At 59.8% G+C, this 22,855-nt stretch carries 19 protein-coding genes and 1 pseudogene; 9 read left to right on the top strand and 11 right to left on the bottom strand.

Annotated elements, in window-relative coordinates; all coding sequences use genetic code 11:
- The first annotated feature begins 111 nt into the window (after positions 1-111).
- Positions 112-924: a MarR family winged helix-turn-helix transcriptional regulator gene (locus tag GNZ12_RS34645; RefSeq protein ID WP_235993971.1), complete on the top strand. Its 813-nt coding sequence runs from the start codon at positions 112-114 to the stop codon at positions 922-924.
- A gap of 36 nt (positions 925-960) precedes the next feature.
- Here GNZ12_RS34645 and GNZ12_RS44695 read toward each other — a convergent pair.
- The 4 genes and pseudogenes from GNZ12_RS44695 to GNZ12_RS34630 all read right to left on the bottom strand — a co-directional run.
- Positions 961-1,074: pseudogene (locus GNZ12_RS44695) on the bottom strand (DUF4148 domain-containing protein); the annotation flags it as partial.
- Positions 1,025-1,747 carry a TetR/AcrR family transcriptional regulator gene (locus tag GNZ12_RS34640; RefSeq protein ID WP_172316480.1) on the bottom strand — a complete coding sequence of 241 codons (723 nt, stop codon included), beginning with the start codon at positions 1,745-1,747 and terminating at the stop codon, positions 1,025-1,027. The pseudogene GNZ12_RS44695 and the gene GNZ12_RS34640, both read right to left, overlap by 50 nt.
- A gap of 263 nt (positions 1,748-2,010) precedes the next feature.
- A complete protein-coding gene (locus GNZ12_RS34635; RefSeq protein WP_172316479.1) occupies positions 2,011-3,018 on the bottom strand; it encodes a zinc-binding alcohol dehydrogenase family protein in 1,008 nt (335 codons plus the stop codon).
- A 74-nt stretch (positions 3,019-3,092) separates the two neighbouring features.
- On the bottom strand, positions 3,093-3,956 hold the full coding sequence (locus GNZ12_RS34630; RefSeq protein WP_172316478.1) for an aldo/keto reductase family oxidoreductase: 864 nt from the start codon (positions 3,954-3,956) through the stop codon (positions 3,093-3,095).
- Between the two features lie 369 nt (positions 3,957-4,325).
- Here GNZ12_RS34630 and GNZ12_RS34625 point away from each other — a divergent pair, with 369 nt between their 5' ends.
- The 6 genes from GNZ12_RS34625 (at position 4,326) to GNZ12_RS34600 (ending at position 10,331) form a co-directional block, all read left to right on the top strand.
- On the top strand, positions 4,326-5,114 hold the full coding sequence (locus tag GNZ12_RS34625) for an enoyl-CoA hydratase/isomerase family protein (RefSeq protein ID WP_172316477.1): 789 nt from the start codon (positions 4,326-4,328) through the stop codon (positions 5,112-5,114).
- Between the two features lie 34 nt (positions 5,115-5,148).
- Positions 5,149-6,810: an AMP-binding protein gene (locus GNZ12_RS34620; protein ID WP_172316615.1), complete on the top strand. Its 1,662-nt coding sequence runs from the start codon at positions 5,149-5,151 to the stop codon at positions 6,808-6,810.
- Between the two features lie 58 nt (positions 6,811-6,868).
- A complete protein-coding gene (locus GNZ12_RS34615; RefSeq protein WP_172316476.1) occupies positions 6,869-7,234 on the top strand; it encodes a VOC family protein in 366 nt (121 codons plus the stop codon).
- A 49-nt stretch (positions 7,235-7,283) separates the two neighbouring features.
- The gene (locus tag GNZ12_RS34610; RefSeq protein WP_172316475.1) at positions 7,284-8,306 is read left to right on the top strand and encodes an LLM class flavin-dependent oxidoreductase; all 1,023 of its coding nucleotides are present in this window, start codon (positions 7,284-7,286) and stop codon (positions 8,304-8,306) included.
- Complete coding sequence (locus tag GNZ12_RS34605) at positions 8,303-9,412, top strand: flavin reductase (RefSeq protein WP_172316474.1); 1,110 nt, start codon at positions 8,303-8,305, stop codon at positions 9,410-9,412. Before GNZ12_RS34610 ends, GNZ12_RS34605 begins: the two co-directional genes overlap by 4 nt.
- 112 nt (positions 9,413-9,524) lie before the next feature.
- Positions 9,525-10,331, top strand: coding sequence for an alpha/beta fold hydrolase (locus GNZ12_RS34600; protein ID WP_172316473.1), 807 nt, complete (start codon positions 9,525-9,527; stop codon positions 10,329-10,331).
- A 147-nt stretch (positions 10,332-10,478) separates the two neighbouring features.
- Here GNZ12_RS34600 and GNZ12_RS34595 read toward each other — a convergent pair whose 3' ends face one another.
- The gene (locus tag GNZ12_RS34595) at positions 10,479-11,255 is read right to left on the bottom strand and encodes an IclR family transcriptional regulator (protein WP_172316472.1); all 777 of its coding nucleotides are present in this window, start codon (positions 11,253-11,255) and stop codon (positions 10,479-10,481) included.
- 283 nt (positions 11,256-11,538) lie between these two features.
- Here GNZ12_RS34595 and GNZ12_RS34590 point away from each other — a divergent pair, with 283 nt between their 5' ends.
- Positions 11,539-12,630 carry a porin gene (locus GNZ12_RS34590; protein WP_172316471.1) on the top strand — a complete coding sequence of 364 codons (1,092 nt, stop codon included), beginning with the start codon at positions 11,539-11,541 and terminating at the stop codon, positions 12,628-12,630.
- Between the two features lie 214 nt (positions 12,631-12,844).
- Positions 12,845-13,684: an aldo/keto reductase gene (locus GNZ12_RS34585; protein WP_172316470.1), complete on the top strand. Its 840-nt coding sequence runs from the start codon at positions 12,845-12,847 to the stop codon at positions 13,682-13,684.
- Between the two features lie 63 nt (positions 13,685-13,747).
- Here GNZ12_RS34585 and GNZ12_RS34580 read toward each other — a convergent pair whose 3' ends face one another.
- From GNZ12_RS34580 to GNZ12_RS34555, 6 genes are all read right to left on the bottom strand, one after another.
- Positions 13,748-14,899: a porin gene (locus GNZ12_RS34580; protein ID WP_172316469.1), complete on the bottom strand. Its 1,152-nt coding sequence runs from the start codon at positions 14,897-14,899 to the stop codon at positions 13,748-13,750.
- 57 nt (positions 14,900-14,956) lie between these two features.
- Entirely contained in the window at positions 14,957-16,606 is a 1,650-nt protein-coding gene (locus GNZ12_RS34575; RefSeq protein ID WP_172316468.1) for an FAD-dependent monooxygenase, read from the bottom strand.
- A gap of 548 nt (positions 16,607-17,154) precedes the next feature.
- Positions 17,155-19,383 carry a xanthine dehydrogenase family protein molybdopterin-binding subunit gene (locus GNZ12_RS34570; RefSeq protein WP_172316467.1) on the bottom strand — a complete coding sequence of 743 codons (2,229 nt, stop codon included), beginning with the start codon at positions 19,381-19,383 and terminating at the stop codon, positions 17,155-17,157.
- Positions 19,380-19,844, bottom strand: coding sequence for a (2Fe-2S)-binding protein (locus GNZ12_RS34565; protein ID WP_172316466.1), 465 nt, complete (start codon positions 19,842-19,844; stop codon positions 19,380-19,382). Before GNZ12_RS34565 ends, GNZ12_RS34570 begins: the two co-directional genes overlap by 4 nt.
- Before the next feature lie 135 nt (positions 19,845-19,979).
- The gene (locus tag GNZ12_RS34560; RefSeq protein WP_328806106.1) at positions 19,980-21,329 is read right to left on the bottom strand and encodes an MFS transporter; all 1,350 of its coding nucleotides are present in this window, start codon (positions 21,327-21,329) and stop codon (positions 19,980-19,982) included.
- Between the two features lie 46 nt (positions 21,330-21,375).
- Entirely contained in the window at positions 21,376-22,845 is a 1,470-nt protein-coding gene (locus GNZ12_RS34555; protein ID WP_172316465.1) for an aldehyde dehydrogenase family protein, read from the bottom strand.
- Positions 22,846-22,855 lie beyond the last annotated feature (10 nt).

Genomic DNA, 22,855 nt, shown 5'->3' with positions numbered 1-22,855 from the left:
CTCGCATATGACGAGCGAGATCGTGGCTGTCGATGGCGGCACTCACGTCTTGGCCGCGATTCCTCACGTAACATTCGCCCCCTCGGTAACCCCGACACCCTGAGACCAGGTATGTCTTCATCTCAAGAACGGAACCACCCGTCGCTGCGGACGATTGCTGTCGCTGAGTTACAATCGGTCGCGATCGTACGATCTTCCCAGGAAGCCGCAAAGATGAGCCCAACCGCCACCAAGCAAGCCACGTCCGCTCGAACCCGCAAGAAGACCGTCTCGACCCGCGCCGAAGCCGGCCGCGCCGAAACTGGCCGTGCCGAACCCGCCGCAAAGTCACATTCTCCGGGTAGCAGCCTCGTCGATTTCATCAACCTGCAGTGGCAACGCGAATACGGCAATCTGGATCTTTCGAACTTCTTGCTGGCGGTTTATTTTATGCGCCTCGGTACGCTCGTTGAACTTGCGTTTGACAAGATGTGCCAGGAACGTTGGGGTATCAGCGGGTCAGACATGCGTGTCCTGCTGGCGCTGCGCCGTAGCGGCCACCCGTATGCAAAGCGGCCGACCGATCTATATCGCTCTCTACTCGTTACTTCGGGCGCCATAACCAAAAAGATTGATCGGCTCGCGAGCCTTGGCATGGTTGAACGCCAGTCCGATCCCTGTCACGGCGGCGGGTCGATCGTTCTGCTGACCAGGAAGGGCCTTGACGTTGTCGAAAAGGCGATTGTGAAGCTTGCGGAAGAGTCTTCGATCGCACCTGCGATGGCGCACTTTACGGAGGCCGAGCGGGCTAGTGGTACGGAGTTCTGCTTGCGTACGTTGGCCCTGATGGAAGAATTGAATACCCCGGCAATCGAAGACACCGAAAACATCGCGCCAAAGTCTCGAACCAAAGCTACGCGACGACCATCCAGCAACAGTCGTTAATGACACGGATCGTCGCGCCGCATCGCCCAATTGTCCTTACTGGCTTGCGCCACCGGCGACAGCGGCTTTTTTCTGTGCGTCCTGCAAGTTCTGCGGGTAGTCAGGATCGTTCACCCCGGGCCGGTAGCCCTCTGCCTCGAGCTTCTTCAATCACGTAGCTCTTGATTATGTGGTCAACCAGGGTCGGCAAACGCTGAGCGACCCGCCGGGAGTCGCCGCTTGATTTGAAATTAGATGTCGCACCTTCCCAAAGCATCATCAACGTATCCGCCAACGCTTCAGGATCCACTGCATTTGCGGCAACTGCCAGTCGCATCAATAGGGCGCGAAACTCCCGGCCAAGGTTGGTACGCGATAGCCTGACAGGCTGCTCCTCTTCGGTGAACTGTACCGCCGACATCTGAGGTTGCCCGCGCTGATATCCATCGGAAGCCAGTTCGACCGCGAGATCGATAAAGAGCTCGAGCATGTGTTGAACAGGCTCATCGCCAGATCGATGTCCAGCTTCCCGCCACCGCGCGCGCTCACGATCACAAAGCCGGTCCACGTAAGCTTGCAAAAACGCTTTACGTGACCCGAAAACCCGATAGATGCGCCTCTTACTGAACCCCGTTTGATTGGCGAGCCGCTCGAGACTCAACGACTCGACAGGCTCGCGATAGAACAGCGCTACCGCGGCTTCAAGAATGATGTTCCGGGGCTTGTCCGTTGCAGCCTGCGCTTGCCTCCCGTTCTTTCGACGGATCGCGGACCGCGCGCCCCGGAAAGACTCCGGTTCAGGTTCGTTTTTCTGAGAATGTTCATCCACCAGTGCTTTCCACATCGTTCAGTCATCCTTTGTGTTGGCAGCCGCACCGGCTCCAAAGACTGCTGTGACGATTCTCGTAACAACACATCTTTCCGAATATCGCGTAGTCGATACGGAAAGCGTCGCCTTGCAAGTCGTGCCGCTCTGGGCACGCCTCGTCACATTACTATACGATTGGAAAATATAATGTCAAGATGAGTTCATAGCCTACAAAACCGTGCCGGTTAAAACCGGCAACATGACACGACGCTGATCACGCCACGCAGAGGCGACAAACATCATTGGAAGCCTTCCAGCACGGTCTTTCCAATCGCCCTGCCCGTTTCGATCCGCTCGTGGGCCAGGCGAAGATTCGCTGCCGTCAACGGGCCGCCCACGTGCGTGAGCGTCGTCCGCAGCACGCCGGCATCGACCAGCTCTGACACTTCCTTCAGCAGGCGGTGCTGGGCATCCATGTCCGCTGTCTGGAACAGCGACCGGGTAAACATCATCTCCCACGAAACAGTGATGCTCTTCGGCTTGAACGGCGCAATGCTGTCGTCAAAGTTGTCGATCAACGTGATATGGCCCTGGGGGTTCATCGCGCGGGCGAGACTGGGGGCACTGCCGGGCGTCGACGTGATCGCCCCGATATAGTCCACGCCACTGAAGCCGATTGCGTGCAGCGCTTCGTCGATGGGCTTGCTGTGGTCGGCAACGTGCTTCGCGCCGAGCTTGCGTACCCATTCGACACTTTCGGGCCGGGATGCCGTTGCAATGACGGTGAGACCCGTGTGACGGTTCGCCAACTGGATCAGCATGGAGCCGACGCCACCTGCTCCGTTCAGAACGAGCAGCGTGCCGCAGGGTGTACGCACGCCGCGCGGTACCTTCATACGGTCGAAGAGCATTTCCCACGCGGTTATCGAAGTAAGCGGCAAGGCCGCCGCCTCGGCGAACGACAACGAGGTGGGCTTGGGCCCGACGATCCGCTCGTCGACGAGGTGAAACTCCGAGTTCGTCCCGGGCCGGTCCATCGCGCCCGCATAGAAGACCTCATCACCCGGTTTGAAGAGAGTGACCTCGCTTCCAACCGCTTCGGCCACACCCGCAGCGTCGTAACCCAACACTCGCGGAAGATTGCTCTCCGAAGGATCCTCCCAGCGACGGCGCTTCACATCGACAGGATTCACCGACACCGCCCTCACGACGACTCGCAAATCGCGCGGGCCAGGTTCAGGCATCGGGAGTTCAAGGTCTGTCAAGACCTCGGCGCCCCCCTTTGCTGCATAACCAATCGCCTTCATCACATTCTCCAATGCCGCCTATGCCGAACTTTCCTGGCTGGGCCACGTGAAGCGCAGGTTCACCCTGTGCGATTTCAAATTGCGCCGTCCAACTGATCGAGCGCGACAGCCGGGAGGGCGAGCGAGCCAGCCGCCAGATTCTCGCGCAGATGTTCGAGCGACGACGTACCGGGGATCAGCAGGATGTTGGGCGAGCGCTGCAGCAGCCACGCCAGCGCCACCTGCATCGGCGTGGCGTCCAGGGACGATGCCACTGCGGACAACGTCGCAGACTGCAAAGACCTGAAGCCGCCCAGCGGCCAGAACGGCACATAGGCGATGCCCTGCTGGGCGAGCGCATCGACTAACGGGTCGTCGTGGCGGTGCATCACATTGAACATGTTTTGCACGCAGACGACCGGGGCAATCGACTGTGCCTCCTCGATCTGCGCGGCGGTCACATTGCTGAGGCCCAGGTGCCGTATCAAGCCCTGCTGCTGGAGCTCAGCCAGGACCGTAAACTGCTCGGCGATCGATCCCTCGACCGGACGTTTATTGTCCTTCATGGTGCGCAGATTGACGACATCGAGGACATCGACATGCAGATTGCGCAGGTTATCGTGCACGGCCGCGATGAGTTCGACCGGGCTCTGCGCCGGTTTCACGGAGGCATCGCTACCGCGCACGGCTCCGACCTTGGTGACGATCGTGAGGTCGGCACGATACGGATGCAGCGCCTCTCGAATGATCTGATTCGTTACATGGGGACCGTAGAAGTCGCTGGTGTCGATATGGTCGACGCCGCTCGCCACTGCCTCACGCAGGATGGCAATCGCCGCGTCCCGATCCTTTGGCGGCCCGAACACGCCAGGGCCCGCGAGTTGCATGGCACCGTACCCCATACGGCTCACTTGACGGTCTCCGAGCGTGAACGCCCCGGGCGTGTTCGTTTTCGTCATGATGAAACTCCCGTGTTGCATTGGTTCGGCTTCTGCCTGGAGGCCGACGATCATCGTCGTAATAGCGAGGCAAATCGAACCCGTCACGGATGCTATATCCACAACGACAGTTCGCCTATGTCCTGATTCGCAACGCACCATTGCGCGTGCTGGAACGTTAAAGGCCCAGCTTGGCGCCATCAATGGACCCCATCACGGACCTCAATCCCAAACATGCCGTCATCGGCGAATGGGTTGACATGCTTCCGCTCGCATCCTAATATACAACTATGCTGTACGTGTTCACTATTGTTGAATTTAGACGGCACAGCGCCTGGCAGGAGACATCGAGGTTTCAGGATCGCCATCATTTATTAAGGATTCCTTTCAATGAAAAGCATCTATTTTGAACGTCGTCAGAACGTAGGCCATATCGTATTGGCCAATCCTCCCTCGAATCTCATCGCGGCTGATTTCGCTGACAGCCTCGAGAGCTCCGTCCGGGAAGCCAGCAAAGCCGATATCCGGTCGCTCCTGATACGTGCGCAGGGTCCCGATTTCAGCAAGGGCGGCGACGTCCTCGATTTCATCGACAAAGGTTTCGATGACTGGCGGACCTTCATATCGCAGATTCACCATACCTACCGGTCAATCGAAGCCCTCCAGATTCCGACGATTGCCGCAGTGCGCGGCGCAGCATTCGGCGGCGCATTCGAACTGGCTCTCGCTTGTGACTTCATCGTCGCGGCGGAGAACGCCACCTTCCGATGCATTGAAGCGTCCGTTGGCTCGGCGCCTGTCGCGGGCGGCGTGCAGCGCCTGGCGGAAAGAGCGGGTCGTGCGTATGCAGCGCGCTACGCGATGCTGAGCGAACCCATGTCCGGCGCGACCGCCGGTCGGCTCGGCGTCGCCGCCTTCGTCGTCGGCGAAGATCAGGTCGAGAATGTTGCCGAGGAGCTCGCCATCAAGCTTGCAAACGGCCCTACGCGCTCGTATGGCGCCATTCGCGCACTCCTCAAGGCATGGTCAGGCGGAGGCGTGCCCGGTGCCGACTCGCTGATCCTCGACCTCACCATGGGGCTGCACACAACGGAAGACGCAAGGAAAGGGCGCACTGCACGTGCAGAGGCCGTCACTCGTGGCGAAGAACCGGCTCCGGTCGTTTTTCTCGGCAAATGAGCCGTCAGACAGGCCCATTGCGCGGAAGATACCGATGAACACACTTTCCTATGAGCGCGGAACACGTTTCCCAGCGCTGATCGATAAAACAATTGGCGATTCATTCGACGAGATCGCCAGCAAGATGGGCGAGCACGTTGCGGTAGTCAGCCGGCATGAAGGGGTCCGGCTAAGCTACGCCGAACTTCGCGAACAGTCGGACCGGCTTGCGGCTGCACTTCTTGAGTCAGGGCTCGAGCCGGGCGACCGGATCGGAATCTGGTCCCACACGAACATTGCCTGGCTGCTGCTGCAGATAGCCACCGCAAAGGCCGGGTTGGTACTCGTCAACATCAATCCGGCTTATCGAACCTCGGAGCTGGAGCATGCACTCAACCTGGTGGGGTGCAAGGCCATCGTGACGATAGTCCGATACCGCTCGAGCGAGTACTTGAACATGTTGCGGGAGCTAGGCAAAGCCCGGCTACCGAGCCTTGAGACGATCTGGTGGATAGACGAGGCGGACTGCCCGGACGAAGCTGGCGCACAACGCTTCTCCGACCTGCTCCGCTTCGGCGAGACAAACAGCGCAGCGCTTGAGCGCGTACGCCGCACCGTGCGCCCGGACGATTCTGTCAACATCCAGTTCACCAGCGGGACGACGGGGCTACCCAAGGCCGCTACGCTGAGTCATCGCAACATCCTGAACAACGGTTTCTTCGTGGGCGAGTGCATGAAGCTCACCCACGTGGATCGCGTATGCGTTCCGGTCCCGATGTACCACTGCTTCGGCATGGTCATGGGCAATCTGGCTTGCCTGACCCATGGTTCGACGATCGTCTACCCCGCAGAGCGCTTCGACGCCGAAGCCGTTCTGGAGACCGTAGAGGCAGAAAAATGCACGGCGCTGTACGGGGTGCCGACCATGTTCATCGCCGCACTCAATCACCCACGCTTTGCGGAGTTCGATATGAGCAGCCTGCGCACCGGCATCATGGCCGGTTCGCCGTGCCCTATCGAGATCATGAAGCGGGTTGTCGGCGACATGCATCTGCCCGAGATCACGATCGCTTACGGCATGACGGAAACGAGTCCCGTGAGCTGCCAAAGCATGACAGATACGCCGGTCGAGAAGAGGGTATCCACGGTCGGTCAGGTGCAGCCTCACCTCGAAGTAAAGATTATCGACCCGCTCACCGGCCTGACCGTGGAGCGCGGCCAGACCGGCGAACTCTGCACCCGCGGCTACTCGGTCATGCTTGGCTACTGGAACCAGCAAGACCGCACACGCGAGGCAATCGATGCCGAAGGCTGGATGCACTCGGGCGATCTCGCCACGATGGATTCGGACGGCTACGTGAACATCGTCGGGAGAATCAAGGACATGGTTATCCGCGGTGGTGAAAACCTCTATCCCCGCGAGATCGAAGAGTTTCTGTACACCTGCCCGGGTGTTCTCGACGTGCAGGTGGTCGGCGTACCGGACCAGCATTTCGGCGAAGAGCTATGCGCATGGATCGTCGTCAGGCCGGAGGCGTCTCTGGACGACGCCGCAGTCCGCGACTTCTGCAAGGGCCGCATAGCGCACTACAAGGTTCCCAAATACATCCGCTTTGTCGATTCGTTTCCCACCACCGTGACGGGAAAAATCCAGAAGTACGTGATCCGGCAAATCATGAGCGACGAGCTTGGCCTGAAAGAACAACAGACAGCGTGACGCTTCTCGGTCAGGCAATCACATCAACTCAGTTATCACAATTCAACGGAGTTCCGCCATGGTAGAAGTAGACATACAAAGCGTCTATCTGGTTGCGAAGGATATGGTCAAGCTGGAAGATTTCTATGCATCGGCGCTGGGGATGCCTGTCCAGTTTCGCGACGAGAACAAGTGGACTCAATTTCGCCTGCAGCGCAGCGCATTTGCACTGAGCTCGGCGGAGGAAGCGGCACAAGGAGCCGTCGGGGCTGTCCCCGTCTTCCAGGTCGCCGGGGAGGCCCAGGGCGAGGTGCGGCAGAAAATCCTGTCCGCGGGCGGCCAGCTGCTCGCGCAGCGCGACATGGGCACGCACGGCGTCGTTGCCACCTACAAGGACCCGGAAGAGAACATCTTTCAGGTATTCAGCAAATCTCCGGCGCACTAAGCCGTGCCAAGTCGGAAGATCACTCAATTCGCAACTTACTGGAAAAACGATGAAATTCGGTATATTTGACCAAAACGATCGCAATGGTCTGCCTATTCATAAGCAGTACGAATATAGAATGCAGATCATCGAACTTTACGACAGGCTCGGCTTTCATTGCTATCACATGTCGGAACACCATGCGACCACGCTGAGCGCTTGCCCGTCGCAAAGCGTGTTTCTTGCCGCTGCCGCGCAGCGCACCAAAAAACTGCGCCTGTCTCCGCTCGTCTACATTCTCCCGATCCACCACCCCGTGCGCCTTGCCGAAGAAATTTGCATGCTCGACAATCTGAGCGGCGGCCGCCTGGAGTATGGCGTGGGCCGCGGCGCCTCGCCCCACGAAATCGAGGCGCTCGGTATCGATCCGGCCACGGCTCAGGCGAGATACATCGAGTCGTATGAAATCATCAAGCGGTATCTCAGTTCGGACACCCTCGACTATAAGGGAACGTTCTGGCAGTTCAACGACATGCCGATCGAACTCAAGCCGCTGCAGACGCCGCCTCCGACCTGGTACGCGCTGGCGTCGCCGGAGTCGACGGTATGGCCAGCCCAGGAGAAGATGAATATCGTGTGCGCTGGCCCAGTCCAGCAAGTCCGAGCCATTACCGAGCGATATCACGAAGAATTCGCCAAACGTCATCCGTCCGCCCCTGAGCCGCTCATCGGCGTGAATCGCTATATTGTTGTCGCGGAAACGGACCAGGAGGCCATGAAAATTTCCTCGCGGGCATGGTCGGTCTTCTACCCGAACTTTTCCAAGCTCTGGAAGAAGCACGGGACAGAGCCGGTCAACCAAAAGCTTCCGCCGACGATCGAGCCGCTCGTGGAATCGGGCCTCGCGGTAGTGGGCCGGCCGGAAACCGTTCGTGAAAAGCTGCTGGAGCAGGCGCACGATGGCGGCTTCAACTACCTCATCGGAACGTTCATGTTCGGGGACATGTCCGTTTCCGAAGCAAAGACATCTATCGGGCTGTTTCACGAGTCGATCATGCCGGCGTTCAGCGAGGCGCAAAAGGTTCTGTCATGACCGGAAGCACTTCGCTAGACCAGGAACGTCCTGCAATCAGGACGTTCGACAAACGTCAGCTAAGAGACGTGCTCGGGTCCTTTGTAACCGGTGTCACCGTGGTCACCACCCGCGATGCCGAGGGAGGAATGCACGGCCTCACCGCCAATTCGTTCTCCTCGGTCTCTTTGGACCCGCCTCTCGTTTTATGGAGTCAGGCGACATCCGCGGGAAGCCATTCGGCGTTCAAGGATGCCGAGAGATTCACGATCAACATCCTGGCTGAACACCAATATGACCTCGCCAATCACTTTGCGGCCCGCTCGCCAGACAAATTCTCCGGCATCGAATATGACCTAGGGGTCGACGGGTTGCCGCTACTGCGCGATTGCAGCGCATGGCTGGAGTGCAAGGTGGTCTCCCGCTATCCAGGCGGAGACCATATGATTTTTGTCGGGTCGGTGGATTGCATTCGCCAGAGCACGCGGCGGCCACTGGTATTTGGTGGCGGGCAGTATCTGGTTGCCGACCCGCACGACCTCGGGCGCGCGCCGGTCGGAACGGAGGGTGCGATGAAATCGCAGCCCCATGCTGTCAGGCTGGCCGGCCGCGCCATGTTGCGGCTCGCGGGTACGCTGGACAAGACACTTGCGCTGGTAGCGTGGGGCAATCACGGTCCTACCGTAATCGCGTGGCAAGCCGCAACCACGCCGGTGGCCGCCGATCTGCCGCTGGGGCTTGTGCTTCCGGTGACGTCCTCCGCTTCGGGGTTGGCACTGGCGGCGTTCCTTCCGCCCGAAGCAGTCGATCGATTCGTGACTGCGGAGCTGCGTGATAACGGGCGCCAGGCGTCTGACGAACTGCCCCACACCGCGGAAACACTCGTAAGCGAACTTGAATCCGTAAGGGCTTCCCATGTCGCGCCGAGGCGCCCCGGCCCATTTTATGACGACCGGGTGCTCGCCAACGCCATCAGCGTGCCCATTCTTTCCCCGAGCGGACTGGCCGTGCTGGCACTGACCGCAATCGGCCCCGCAGAGCATTTCGACGCCGCGGCTGACGGCCCTTGTGCAGAAGCCCTCAAGGCCGCCGCGCATGAGATCTCCGCTGCATTAAGAGAAGCGTGAATTGGCACTTGCCCAAGTTAAAGCGACTGATATATCCGGCCAAACTTCAATCATGACTGAAACAGATAGCCATCTACTTGAATCCTCGTTACCCGCCGTCGAACAGGCACCATTGAATCGCCCCACCCTCGGCGATGAACGGGTCATCACGTATCGGGCTGCCGGCGACGAGCGCGCGCCCGCCATCGTGCTGCTGCATGGCATTGGTGCGAGCTCGGCGGGATACCGCGCGCAGTTCGCCGCACTGAGCAGGAGCCATCGAGTGATTGCCTGGGACGCCCCCGGCTATGGACAAAGCAGCCCCTTTGCGATCGACACGCCGGCCGCCACGGACTACGCGGATGCGCTCATGGCCCTGCTGTCTGCGCTCGGCATATCGCGTGCAACCGTGGTAGGCAGTTCATGGGGAAGTGTCATCGCCGCAACGTTCGCGGCGCGGCACCCGTCGGCTACGCGCGCTCTCGTACTGAGCGCGCCCAATGTTGCACGAGGACATCTATCCGGTACGGAGCGCGACGCGGCACGAGATGTCCTGATACGAAGCGCAGCGGCACAATCGCCCGAGGCGCGCGCCGCTGTAGTCAACGCTCTGGTCGCTCCGAACGCCGGCCCCCTGGTTCGCGCGGTCGTATCCCGGCTGAGAGACGCGGCGACCCCTACAGGCTGGGAACACGCCGTGGACATGCTCTTCTCCACGTATACGCCATCCGTCGTTCCTTCGATCCAGGCGCCTATCTCCGTCATTATCGGCAACCTGGACCGCTTGGCGCCAATTGACGACCATGCCAGGCCGATTCACGAGGCTGCTCACGATTCGACACTCCACGTACTCGATGCAATCGGCCACATGCCGAAGCTTGAAGCGCCGGAGGCTTTCAATTCCATCGTGTTGGCAGCAGCCACAGCCGGGACAGACTGACGGAAGGACGAAGGCAATGAGGAGGCCGCGGCGCAAGCCGCTGCCCTCGCGTTAGGGCCTGTTGACACTAATAACAGGCCCTAACGTGTCCGTTGCGCGTCGCCCTCCGAGACAGACGGCGCGCATCGATATCGATGCGCCCGGCTTCTACCCAATTTTGCTGGGGGCCTTTCCGCCCAGTACAACCGTAGCTCGAGCCGCGCTGTCGAGTAGCGCCTTTATCTCTTTACCTTCAATTTCCGTGTTCAGCGTTGCGGGCGATCCGATGAGACTGATGGCAAATCGGAGATCTCCGTCCCTGTCCCAGATAGGGGCCGCGACAGACACGTAACCCATGTCCCCGCGATGAACCGTTGTGAAGCCACAGTTGCGCAATTCAGCGATCGCTTCTTCCCGCAAGGAAGCCGGACTCCATTCCTGTCCCGCAGACAGTTCGCGGTTGATGAGATCGTCGGTGCGGGCCGGTTGAAGGCAGGCAATGAACAGCTTTCCCGCGGCTGTCGTGACCAGCGGAATCAGGCCTGTTCTCAGCTCGAGAATACTGCGCGTCTGCCCCTCCTGCTTAAAGAGACTAACCGGTCCATCTTCGGTCCATGCGGTCACGGCCGCGCCACTCAGGGTGGCTTCACGCAAAGCGATCACTTCCCGACGAACGATATCGAATCCGTCCAGCTGGTTGATCGCGCTCATACCCAAAGCAAGCGACGCCGGTCCGAGCTTGTAGCACCCCGGTTTTTCGTCCGGCGACGCCAGCCCGGTCCGCACCAGACTAATCATGTAGTTGCTCGTCGCGCTCGGCGACAGTTCGGACAGCGCAGCAATCTCCTTTAGAGGGAGTGCACGCTCACTGGTCTGCAACGCCGAAAGAATTCGGAACGCAATCTCGACAGACTGAATGCCGCGCCTCGCAGTCACATTGGTCATTCTTCGGCCTTATGGAAGTCACAAAAAATCACCGCCCCGGGTTTCCACGGACGGTCGTCGTGTTGACACGTCCAGGGGCGGCCCCTATAGTGTTCAACATAGATTATCTCATTCATTATTGTTGAATGCAACGCCAGCAAGCAGGGGCGATTCGGGCCAAGCGAGCGGCGGGAACAAACGCTTGAATTCTTAGCGCCTCATTCATCAGTAGTACAAATTTTCTACCTTTCCTTTTATTCGAATAATTTCTTCGGAAGAATAACAACCGGTTCGGAGACAACGCATGGCAATTTTTGGACGTACGGTGGCAGGCGCGATCGTCGCACTTTCTGTGACGAGTGCTGCCAACGCGCAATCCAGCGTTACCTTATATGGAATTGCAGACACTGCGGTACAGTACATTAGCAACGTCGGAGGACACGCCCTATTCCAGGAGGCAAACACGCACTCACCCGACATTTTCGGCTTGAAGGGCGTTGAGGACCTCGGTGGCGGGCTACGCACCCTCTTCGATCTTCAGAACGAATACTTGCTAAACAACGGCCGGCAACTTGTTCCCGGGACGCTATTCAACAGGAAAGCGTATGTTGGACTGCAGTCGGACACCTATGGAACGTTGACGCTTGGTCACCAACCCAGCTTCATGTATGACGTTCTGTCCAATTATCAAACGCCTTTCCTCCTCGGCAACATTCTCTCGCTTCACGTGGGCAACCTGGATGAAATCGCCAACTTCTTCCAGTTCAACAATGCGGTGAAATATGTGAGCCCGACCCTTGGCGGATTCTCCGCGGGGGCAGAGTTTGCTTTTGGAAATGTGCCCGGCAATTTCAGCGAAAGCAGGGACTACTCTTTCTTTGTCCAGTACAAGGGAGGGCCGCTGAGTCTGGCAGCCACGTACGCGAACGAGAACAATCGCTTTCTGGAACTTTCCAGCTTTATCGGTCTTCCTTCGCTTTTTGGGACCGCACTTCCTCAGGCCGAAGGCGTTGTTGCCAACAAGCTCGTCAATTGGGGGCTCGGGGCATCGTATCAGTTGAAAAATGTGCTTCTGCACGCAACGTTTACGCAGTCGCGTCTCACATTGGCGACTGGCCAGGGTAACGCCAACACCGTTGACGCCGGTGCGAACTGGACGATCAAACCCGATGATGTCCTCGCGATTGGCGGATGGGTGGAAAATCTCGACGGCGGAAACTGGAAGACCATTACCCTCTCGAACTCTTACCTCTTATCGAAAAGAACGACCGTCTACCAGCAGGTAACCTATCAACACGCGTCGGGCGCCAATAGCGTCGCCTCGCTCACGGGCGCCGGCGTGGCATCCGGCCGGTCTACGACCGGCGTCTCGATTGGTATCCAGCACTTCTTTTAGGCATGCAATGATCTATCGTCCATGACGATAGATTGAATCGAAACATATAGGCTTCTTTCCAGACCTGCCATCGCTTACGCTTCCACGAAGTCACACGTCAAGGGGCCGCCGAGGGGTCGATTTCTTTCGCCGGTCGCCATCATTGAGACCATTACGTCGTTCGGCTGCCTGCCCCGTTGCAGGGGTGTATCGGCTAGTCAATAAGGAATAGTTTATGCAGACCGTCCATGCCGGTAACGCGGCCATTCCGACCATAGGCTTTGGCACCTATGGGATGAGCGGCGACGATATCTATCGAACGGTCCCCGCAGCCCTCCGTGCCGGCTTCCGTCATATCGACACCGCGCAAATCTACGGTAACGAAGCCGAGGTCGGCGACTGCGTCGCTACATCCGGTATCTCAAGAAGCGAAATATTTCTGACGACCAAGGTCTGGGTCAGCAACTACTCCGCAAGACACTTCGATGCATCCGTCAACGAGAGCCTACGCAAGCTCAAGACGGACTACATCGACCTACTCCTGCTGCACTGGCCGGGCGGATCGGACGTGCCTCTCGCCGAACAGATCGAGGAACTCAATGCGGTCGTGCGTGCCGGCAAGGTCAGGCACATAGGCGTCAGTAATTTCAACCGTGCTCTGATGACGGAAGCTATCCGGCTCTCGGCGGCTCCGCTGGTAACGAATCAGTTCGAATACCATCCGTATCTGAACCAGTCCTTGCTCATCGAAAGCACGCGCCAGGCTGGGCTTGCCGTGACAGGATATTGCGGCATGGCGGTTGGCCGCGTGTTCTCGGACCCAACGCTCAAGGAGATCGCGGCCCGTCATGACAAAACCATCGCCCAGATCGTCTTACGGTGGCTTGTTCAACAGCGCGGCATTGTGGCACTTTCGAGAACCACGCGGATCGATCGACTGGCAGAAAACATCGCGGTATTCGACTTTGAGTTAGATAGTGCGGACATGGCAGCAATACACGCATTGGCGACAGCAGGCAGCCGGATTGTCAATCCGCCCGGTCTTGCCCCGCTGTGGGATAGCACAGCCGCTTGAGCACCCTCGTGACCGAGGCGGGTTCAAGCGGCCGATGCAACACATCGAGCAGCCACGGGCCATTTAGAACAGGTGGCGAATACCCACCATCGCACCGGTTTGATCCACGCCTGGCAATGGCGTCGAAGCGGGCGGGACCACGCCGCCGTCAATCGAGAACGCTCCGTTGCGCTGGTTGAACACACGCCCTGCAGTGACGTACACCGAGGTGCGCTTGGACAATAAATACATCGCGCGCGCGGCGATCACGGAGCCCCCGGCGGCGTGGTCGCTCACGGTGATACGGCCGAACTGCGCGTCAAGCGCAATATCCGGACGGGGAAAATAGGAGCCACCGATCCACCAGTAGTTGCTGGTCGCGTCGAAAATGGTCGGCGTCTGCTCTCCGTGATTGATTCGATGTTGGAATCCCGCGCCGATAGTCGAGTTACCAAACTTCACGTAGCCATCGATGAGGGCGCGTGTATCGGTTTGCGAGCTAAGTGGCAGGGGCGAGCCGGTGCCCCCCCCACCGTAGTTGCGGTCGATGGCCGCCGCCACGCCCCATTTCCCCGCATCATATTTCACCATGGCTGACATTGCCTTGCAGGCCCGCCAGTCAGTCGGCGATTGACCGGCACACCCTCCGGCCGGCGCACTATCCACCGCGTCACGTCCGAGCGAATACGTCACGCCCACGGTCAGACCCGACGACGTGAAGGAATAGGCGATCGAATTGTCAACGCGCGGCTGGGTCAAGTAGGGGTCCAGATCGCCAGCGCCATAGATATTCGGCGCCAGCGTGTCGCCCGTTAGTGCCGTCCAGAAAATTTGTGAATATTGCCGACCGAGGGTCAACGTCCCCCACCGCCCCGAAAGCCCGACATAGGCCTGCCTGCCAAACAGACGTCCCCCTTGATTCAGCGAACCTTGTGCTGGAGCAAAACCCGACTCCAATACAAAGACCGCACTCAGACCACTACCCAGATCCTCTTTGCCACGAAGACCCCACAATGATGGTAGCGAGGCCGTGAGAGACGGCATGTGCACTGAACTGGCCTTCTTAGGACCGATGTTTGTCACATATTCAATGCCGGTATCGATGATCCCATACAGGGTGACAGAACTCTGCGCATGCGACGCGCTCGACGCAACTGCCGCAAGAAACGAGAACGCTCCCCCAGCCACCTGGCGCCATGCATGGCCACCTCTGGCCCGATTCAACCGTGAGCTCATTTTTTTCGCCTCCGATATTGTTTAGATTTCCTATCAATCTGATCCAGCCCAGCCCGGTCAGCGGCGGCTGATCGAACCGGATGCGTGCTTCATGGTGCTATGTCCGACCACCCTCGCGGCGAGATCATCGGCGGCCTGCGGGAGTCGATCGCCGCGCCACGCGACATGCATGTCAGGCCGGACGAGGACGAGGTCGCGCTCGTAGACGGCGCGAAGCGCGGAATCCGGGGCCACGAGCACATCGAGTGGCGCGCCGAGCGCTTCGAACGCGGCGAGAAGCGGGCCGGCATCGTGCCCACCCGCGACGTCGATCAGCGTGTAGCGGTCCGACCGTAGCCGGTCCTGGATGGCGCTTCCGTCGGTGAGCCACATATGGGGAAGCCGCGCGCCCGGCCAGGTAGTGGGAAAATAAGCACGCAGATCGTGCTGCGGGCCGCCCGGCACATTGTCGATAATGGGTGAATCGACATAGCGATAGCCCAGCTCTGCGCCGATCATTTCGTTCGACTTGCGCTGCTGCACGTTCGCCACTTCGACAAGGTGAGCCCGAGCCGCCGCCCCTTCGGGCATATCGTCGCCGATGCCCGGGCGCACCTCCGCCAACCAGGCGCGGTATCCCAGCGACGCGTATCGCGATGCGCCGACGACCCGCTCGCCAATCTGGCGCCGTTCAGCTTCGTAGGAGGCCAGCAATCCCGGTCCTCCCCACCCCTGCAGCGTGGCGGCCAACTTCCAGGCAAGATCGGTGGCATCGCCAACGCCGGTGTTCATGCCGAGACCGCCCGTAGGAATCACGAGATGCACCGCGTCGCCCGCGAGAAACACCCTTCCCGCTCCATAGCGTTCGGCCAGCAGCAGGTTCTGCCGCCACTCCGCGCAATAGAGCATCTCGTAGGGTAGCGGCACGCCGATGATCCGCTCGAACATCCGTCGCATCTCGTCATCGCTCTCGACGGCGGAATGGACCGTCCAGTGACGCGTCGAATCCTGCATGATCATGAAGGTCGGCGGTCCGCCGGCTACCAGATAGTGCCGCCCCCGGCTCGGTCCGTTGCCTATCGGCAGTCGCTCGACCAGTTGCTCACAGTAGAACAGGCCCTGCCTCAGCCGCGCAATGTCGCCCTCGCCCTCCAGACGGATGCCCAGTTGCTTACGCACGTGGCTCGCGCCACCGTCGCAACCCACGAGGTAGGCGGCCTTCAATATTCTTCTCGTACCATCGGCGTCATTGACCGCTACCAGAACGCCGCTGTCCTGCTCGGCGAATTCCAGAAACGTCGTACTGCGCATCACCGTGACCGCCGGCAATTGGTCGGCTACCTCCAGAAGAAGCGGCTCCAGGGTGTATTGCGAAATGAGCTGATAGGGTTCGAGCGGCAGGCTGCCGTCGTGGCTCTCGCGCGTCAGCGCGAGAGCCACCGCCACCGATGGATAAGGCAAGCGCAGGATCGGCGGTTCCACCATCGAGCGGATAATCTGGACGTCCATGGGAACGTCCTCAGGCATGCCGGCGGCCCGGATACGGTCCGCGAGACCCAGCCGCCGGAAAATCTCCATGGTCCGCGCGTTGCAACGCTCCATTTTCGGCAGAAACTGGGGCTTCGCCTTTTGCTCGACAAGCACACACGCTATGCCGCGCCTGCCAAGGTCGATGGCAAGTGTCAGTCCTACCGGGCCAGCGCCGACAATGATGACTTGAGTTTCCAAAACCAATCTCCGTTTTCTAACCCTGTCTACCGGACGTGCTCCGGGGCCGTGTCACCACTTGGCTTCCCCTTCAGGCGTCTCCTCAAGACGTCAACGCCCTCTAGCCGGCCAATTCGCGTCGTATGGCCGTCTGATCCGAATCGGAGCCTTCCATCCATGGCGCCACTTTTTGCAGATCAGTCCAGCGTGTAAACTGTCACCTCGATTATTTTTTTAATTAGCCATACTAATAAATTTATCGAAAGATCAGGTTCGAATTGGTCATAGTCAGCTAGCCCCAGGCCCGATCGATCCGATTCCGTCCCGGCGCATGGTCAGGTAAAACACACATCAGATGCGATCCTGATGCAGACCGCGGCGGCAAGGCACGGCTTATTCGAGTTCGGCTGGATCACATTTATTTGATTTTTCAATCATATTTGAAATGGATTGTAGTTGATTTTTCAAATATACCTACTCATGTAAACCCTCAACCTACCGATGCGGCAGACTGAAATGAACTGGCTCAAGAATGTTCCCCTCGCCCCCTGATCGAAGGCGAGCACACATCAGACGAGACGCTCGAGAACCTTGGCCGGCACCATGGGCAAATTGCGCAAACGGGCGCCGCTTGCATGCGCCACCGCGTTCGCTAGCGCGGCTGCCGTCGGGCCCAGGGAACATTCGCCTGCGCCAAGGGAAGCCGCATCGGCAGGGTCCAGCAGCACGACGTCGATCGGCGGCACCTCGGCGAAGCTCAGGATCGGGTAGTCTCGCCAACTACGCGTGGTGATTTCGGTGTGACTGAACATGACCCGCTCCTTGAGCGCCCAGCTCAGCGCCTGGACGATGCCACCCTCGATCTGATTCTTCACGCCGTCAGGATTGATCACGCGGCCCACGTCAATGGCAGCGGTCACTTTCGTCACACTGATCACGCCCGTGGAGCGGTCAACGTGCACGTCGACGACGATCGCAGCGTATGCCCCAATGTTTTTGTAGCGTGCATACGCGAAGCCGCGTCCGCGCTGCCCGTCGCCCTTCAACCCGGGCCGCCATCCGGACTGGCCTGCCGCCTCCCGCACCACGGCAAGCGCACGCGGATCACTGAGGTGCGCCAGCCGGAACGCGACCGGATCGGTATTTGCCGCGAGCGCAAGCTCGTCCATGAACGACTCGATCGCAAATACATTTCCGTAAGCGCCCAACGTGCGCAGCGAACTCGTGCGAATGGGTGCGTCCAGCAGCAGATGGTTCGTCACCCTCTTGCGCGCCAGATCGTAGAGTGGCACCGCATTACGGTCTCCATTGCCGTATGGCTGTGGAATCGGCACGGGTGTCGACGGCTGAAAGGGCTTGGCGAGGTGCCAGGCGGCCAGTAGATTCACACCACCGGGTTGGCCCGGCCGCATTGCGTGCGAATTGCTCCAAACGTCATAGTTCCAGTCGACGATGCGGCCTTCCGAGGAGAGCGCCGCCTTCACCCGCATCACCATTGCCGGACTGATCGGCGCCCATGCGAATTCGTCATCGCGCATCCATTGAACCTTCACCGGCCGTCCCGCCACCTCACGAGCAAGCAGCGCCGCATCCAGCGCCACATCGTCAGCGCCATTGTGCCCGTAGCAACCCGAACCCGGCACGTGCACCACGTCGACCGCATTCATGGGCATATCAAGCACCGTAGCGAGATTGCCGCGCAGTGGAAACGCACCCTGCGTGTGGGACCAGACGGTCATGTGCCCGTCCTTGAGCTGCGCAACGGAACACGAAGGCCCAATTGACGCGTGTGAAAGGTAGGGGCGAGAGTACGTCACCTCCAGTTGCTTCGCGCTATCAGGCACGGGCGTCTCCTGTCCCGCTTCGCCAATCACGGCATCTGCGCTTCGCCAGCGTTGCAATGCCGGCTCGAGATGATCGACGTCCGGCAACGCAACATAATCCGCGCTCCACTGTGCCGCCTCCTGCAACGCACGACGTGCAGCTATCGCCTGCTCTTCGCGCTCGGCGACGACACCGAGGAAGTTGCCATTGCGAACCACCGCAACGACACCCGCGAGCGCCCTGACCGATGCATCGTCGAGCGAAACCAGCTGCGCGCCATACCTCGGAGGCCGCACGATACGGCCGAAAAGCATGCCCGGCAGACGCATATCCTGAACGAATGCCGCGCCGCCGGTGAACTTCGCCGGAAAATCAATGCGCGCCACCGACTTGCCGACCAGCTTGTATTCCGACGGACGCTTCGGGGTGACGTCCGCCGTCACCTCACGCGCGAGAAGCTCCCGTTCGTCTCTCACGATCTCCGCGTAGCTCATGCGACGGCCGTCGGCCGTCAGCACGACACCGTTCTCGACCCGCAGCTCCGCCGCCGGTACGTTGAATCGCCGGCACGCCACGCCAACCAGGACCGCCCTCGCCTGGGCTGCGGCAGCGCGTAACGCCGCCCCGCCTTGCTCGACCGATTGGCTGCCGAAAGTGTAGGTCTCGTTCGGGCTGCGGGCCGTATCCGCGGAAATCATGTGCACGCGATCCAGATCCACATCGAGTTCGTCCGCAGCGATCTGCAAGAGCGCGGTGAGAATACCCTGCCCCAGCTCAGCCTTTCCCGTGAAGATCGTGACCGTGCCCGCCTCGTCGACTCGAATCCAACCATCAAGCCTGCGATTGGCACGAAGATCAACCGGGAGGTCGGGCTCGTCCCACGCAAACTCGGAGAACGGCGCAAGCGAGAACGTCGCGACTACCGCGCCAGCCAGCTTGCCGAACGCGCGTCGAGAAAGTTTGATGGTGTTCATCCGCGCAACTCCTGCGCTGCGCGCTGAATCGCACGGACGATTCGGTTGTGCGTGCCGCACCGGCATTTCTGGCCGGCCAACTTGCGCCGTATGGTCGCCGGATCCGGATCGGGAATTCGTTCTAGCAGCGCTTTCGCGGCCATCAACATGCCGCTCGAGCAATAGCCACACTGTGCGGCCTGCTCAGCGAGGAAGGCTCTCTGCAACGCATGAAGGTGTTCGCCATGACCCAGGCCTTCAATCGTGGTCACCTGAGCCGCACCTACCGCGCCAACCGGGAAAACACATGAGGGCGTCGCATCTTTGCCGACCATAACCGTGCATGCACCACACTGCGCCTCGCCGCAGCCGAACTTCGGACCATTTAACTGAAGATCGTTGCGCAGCACGTAGAGCAGTGGCGTGTCAGCAGCTACGGTCAGAAGGTGTCGCTTGCCATTCACCGTGATCGAAATGCCCATGTCATCTTCCTTGAATTCCTATCTCTGATGCCATTTTTTCTGGATCAGATCGACGCAGAAACCGCTACCACGGTTTTTACATTAGTCATGCTAATTTATTGATCGAAATACGCTCTCTGGATTTGTCGAGACTCGCTAGCAATCGACGCAATCGATCCGATTTTTCCTCGAAACACGGCTAAGGAGAACAAGCATCAGACACGATGCCAGCGCCGGCACCGCGGCCGCGACAAACAACGCCGTGTTCGACCACTGCAGTTCGACCAGTTGTCCCGCCACGACAGGACCGATAATTGAACCCGCCCGGCCGATTCCGAGACTCCAGCCAACTCCGGTGGCCCGCAGCGAGGTGGGATAGAGTGTCGCGGTCAACGCGTTGACCGCCGGTTGCCCGCCTACAATGCAGATCCCGCTTATCAGCACGACCGCATAGCGCAATCCTGTCGATAGATCAGGGAGACCGACGGACGAGACCGAAATTGTCGCCACCAGAAAGCTGAACGCCAGGACACGATAGAAGCCGAAGCGGTCCATCAACGGGCCCAGCAGCAGCGCACCCACAGTACCGCCGATCTGCAATGAGGTGCCGATGAGCACAGCCGTCGACACTTCGTGGCCCACTCGCAAGGAAAGCATTGGAAGCCAGTTCGACAGGAAAAAGAGATCAAGCAGGTTCGCGAAGTTGATACCCCATAGCAACAGCGTAGTTGTGCCGCGGCCATGGCGAAAGAGTTCGCTAACTGAGGCCTTCGCCTGCGGCTGCCCGTGAACGGCAAAGCGCGTTCCGGGCCCGACCTGGACGTTCGGCGCGATCCGCCTCAGCCACTGGGCAATCCGTTCCAGGCTGCGCTGTTTGAGCACCATCAGTTGGAGCGATTCTGGCAAGTACCTGGCCATCGCGGCTGCGATGGCCAACGGCAATATGCCCCCAACGAAGAACACCGACCTCCAGCCCATCGACGGGAGCAGCGTGGCGCAGAGAAGCCCTCCAGCGATTGCCCCACCCGTGAAACCACACGAAACCCACGTCATCAGAGACGCCCGATTTTTCTGCGGACTGTATTCGCTGACCAGCGCGATGGCGTTACCCATCACACCACCGATACCGAAACCGGTCAGGAAACGAATGACAAGAAACTCCGGCACACTTTGAACCAGGGTGGTACCGAGCATGCATAGCCCATAGAAGACGGTCGCGCCGATCAGCACCGGCCGGCGCCCCGCGCGATCGGCCATAGCGCCGAGTACGATGGAGCCCACGAGCATCCCCAGCAGGCCGACGCCGAAAATGGGGCCGAGTTCGGCGGGACTGATGCCCCACGCCCGGACAATCGCAGGTGCGACAAAACCCATTGTCTGCACATCGAACCCATCCATCACCACCGAGCAACCGATCATGACCATGATCCATTTCTGGAAGGTGCTCAGTGGCTGGCTATCGATCAGCGCGCCAATGTCGACGGTCGAAGCAGGTGCCTCTTGCACGCGTTGCTCAGTACTGGGGGTCACTATTCACCTCACTCTGTCTGATCTAGAACGGAAAAGCCGGAAGATCGTCGCGGCTCGTCACCCACTGCCATTCTGTAAACTGGTCGATGTTGGTCAGCGTGCTGTAGTTATGTCCGTTGCCGGACAAACCCAGACCGCCCATCGGCCCAAACACCTCGTGATTAACCGTCTGATCATTGATGTGGATGATGCCGGCGTGCAGCCGGTCCGCGATCCGCTGGGCTCGGCGCAAATCGGCTGAAGCCACGGCAGCAACCAGGCCATACCGGTTCTGATTGGCGAACGTTACGGCTTCGTCATCGTTCTTGAACACAGTCACTGCGGCGACGGGACCGAAGATCTCTTCCTCAAACGCAGGCATGCCTGGTGCGACGTCTACCATGACGGTCGGTTTAAAAAACAGCCCGTCGCGGGATCCACCGGCGAGCACCTTCGCCCCCTTGCTGCCAGACTCCGCCACGATGCGATCCACGTTCGCGGCCTGCCGTTCGTTGATGATGGGGCCAAGATGGAAATTGCCCTTGAAAGGGTCGCCAACCGATAGCGCCCGGGCGCGCCGGACGAGGCTTTCAATGTACGCGTCAGCAATGCTTTCATGAACGAGATGCCGGCCTGCCGACATGCAGACTTGCCCCTGATGCAAAAACGATCCCCACGCCCCAGCGCTCGCCGCAGCTTCGACATCGACATCGTCAAGCACGATGTAGGGATTCTTGCCGCCGAGCTCGAGGCTCGCTCGCTTGAGCAAACCACCCGCGACGGCGCCGATCGTTTGCCCAACCTGCGTCGACCCCGTGAAGCTGATCATGTTGACAAGCGGATCCCGGACTAGCGCGTCACCGGTGTCCGCGCCACCGGGAAGCACATGGAACAGTCCCTCAGGCAAACCCGCAGCCTCGAATAGCCGCGCATACATGACACCGCCGCAGACCGGCGATTGAGGATCGGGCTTGAGCAGCACGGCGTTACCGGTGGCCAGCGCCGGCGCGATGGCTCGCGCCGCCAGGATGAACGGAGAATTCCACGGGGTAATGACGCCGACCACGCCCATTGGAATTCTGCGCGCTACGCTATGCCGCCCCTTCACGTCGCTCGTCGTGATCATCCCGGTTGGCTGGCTACCTAACGCCGCAGCTTCGAGAATCTCGCGTATCGCCAACTTCACCTCAAGTTGCCCCTTTGGCCGTATCGACCCAGTCTCGCGGACAATCTGAACGGCGATCTCCTCTTTGTGAACCTCCAGCAAACGCGCAACCTCGCGCAACACATCGCCTCGCTGAGGCCCCGGTGTCGCAGCCCAGGCGCGTTGCGCATCCGCCGCGATCGCGGCGGCGGCTGACACGTCGGCAGCCGACGCGCAACCTATCGATCCCATTTCCGCACCGGTCGCTTTCTCGGTCACCGGAATCGTTCCCGCGCCTCCGGTTTTCCACCCACCGCTAAAAATGTTGTTGCGCCAGACGTTAGCTGGTGCCAGTTCAGTTACAGACATCACATTGCTC

It is taken from the genome of Paraburkholderia solitsugae, from assembly GCF_013177695.1.
GTDB lineage: Bacteria > Pseudomonadota > Gammaproteobacteria > Burkholderiales > Burkholderiaceae > Paraburkholderia > Paraburkholderia solitsugae.
The sequence above is the reverse complement of the archived record's forward strand: the minus strand, read 5'-3'. Positions and strand labels throughout refer to the sequence as shown.

Excerpts from the sequence above, each read along its gene's own strand:
- GNZ12_RS34645 (WP_235993971.1), top strand. The coding sequence starts at position 112 with ATGTCTTCATCTCAAGAACGGAACCACCCGTCGCTGCGGACGATTGCT.
- GNZ12_RS34640 (WP_172316480.1), bottom strand. The coding sequence starts at position 1,747 with ATGTGGAAAGCACTGGTGGATGAACATTCTCAGAAAAACGAACCTGAA.
- GNZ12_RS34635 (WP_172316479.1), bottom strand. The coding sequence starts at position 3,018 with ATGAAGGCGATTGGTTATGCAGCAAAGGGGGGCGCCGAGGTCTTGACA.
- GNZ12_RS34630 (WP_172316478.1), bottom strand. The coding sequence starts at position 3,956 with ATGACGAAAACGAACACGCCCGGGGCGTTCACGCTCGGAGACCGTCAA.
- GNZ12_RS34625 (WP_172316477.1), top strand. The coding sequence starts at position 4,326 with ATGAAAAGCATCTATTTTGAACGTCGTCAGAACGTAGGCCATATCGTA.
- GNZ12_RS34620 (WP_172316615.1), top strand. The coding sequence starts at position 5,149 with ATGAACACACTTTCCTATGAGCGCGGAACACGTTTCCCAGCGCTGATC.
- GNZ12_RS34615 (WP_172316476.1), top strand. The coding sequence starts at position 6,869 with ATGGTAGAAGTAGACATACAAAGCGTCTATCTGGTTGCGAAGGATATG.
- GNZ12_RS34610 (WP_172316475.1), top strand. The coding sequence starts at position 7,284 with ATGAAATTCGGTATATTTGACCAAAACGATCGCAATGGTCTGCCTATT.
- GNZ12_RS34605 (WP_172316474.1), top strand. The coding sequence starts at position 8,303 with ATGACCGGAAGCACTTCGCTAGACCAGGAACGTCCTGCAATCAGGACG.
- GNZ12_RS34595 (WP_172316472.1), bottom strand. The coding sequence starts at position 11,255 with ATGACCAATGTGACTGCGAGGCGCGGCATTCAGTCTGTCGAGATTGCG.
- GNZ12_RS34590 (WP_172316471.1), top strand. The coding sequence starts at position 11,539 with ATGGCAATTTTTGGACGTACGGTGGCAGGCGCGATCGTCGCACTTTCT.
- GNZ12_RS34585 (WP_172316470.1), top strand. The coding sequence starts at position 12,845 with ATGCAGACCGTCCATGCCGGTAACGCGGCCATTCCGACCATAGGCTTT.
- GNZ12_RS34580 (WP_172316469.1), bottom strand. The coding sequence starts at position 14,899 with ATGAGCTCACGGTTGAATCGGGCCAGAGGTGGCCATGCATGGCGCCAG.
- GNZ12_RS34570 (WP_172316467.1), bottom strand. The coding sequence starts at position 19,383 with ATGAACACCATCAAACTTTCTCGACGCGCGTTCGGCAAGCTGGCTGGC.
- GNZ12_RS34565 (WP_172316466.1), bottom strand. The coding sequence starts at position 19,844 with ATGGGCATTTCGATCACGGTGAATGGCAAGCGACACCTTCTGACCGTA.
- GNZ12_RS34555 (WP_172316465.1), bottom strand. The coding sequence starts at position 22,845 with ATGTCTGTAACTGAACTGGCACCAGCTAACGTCTGGCGCAACAACATT.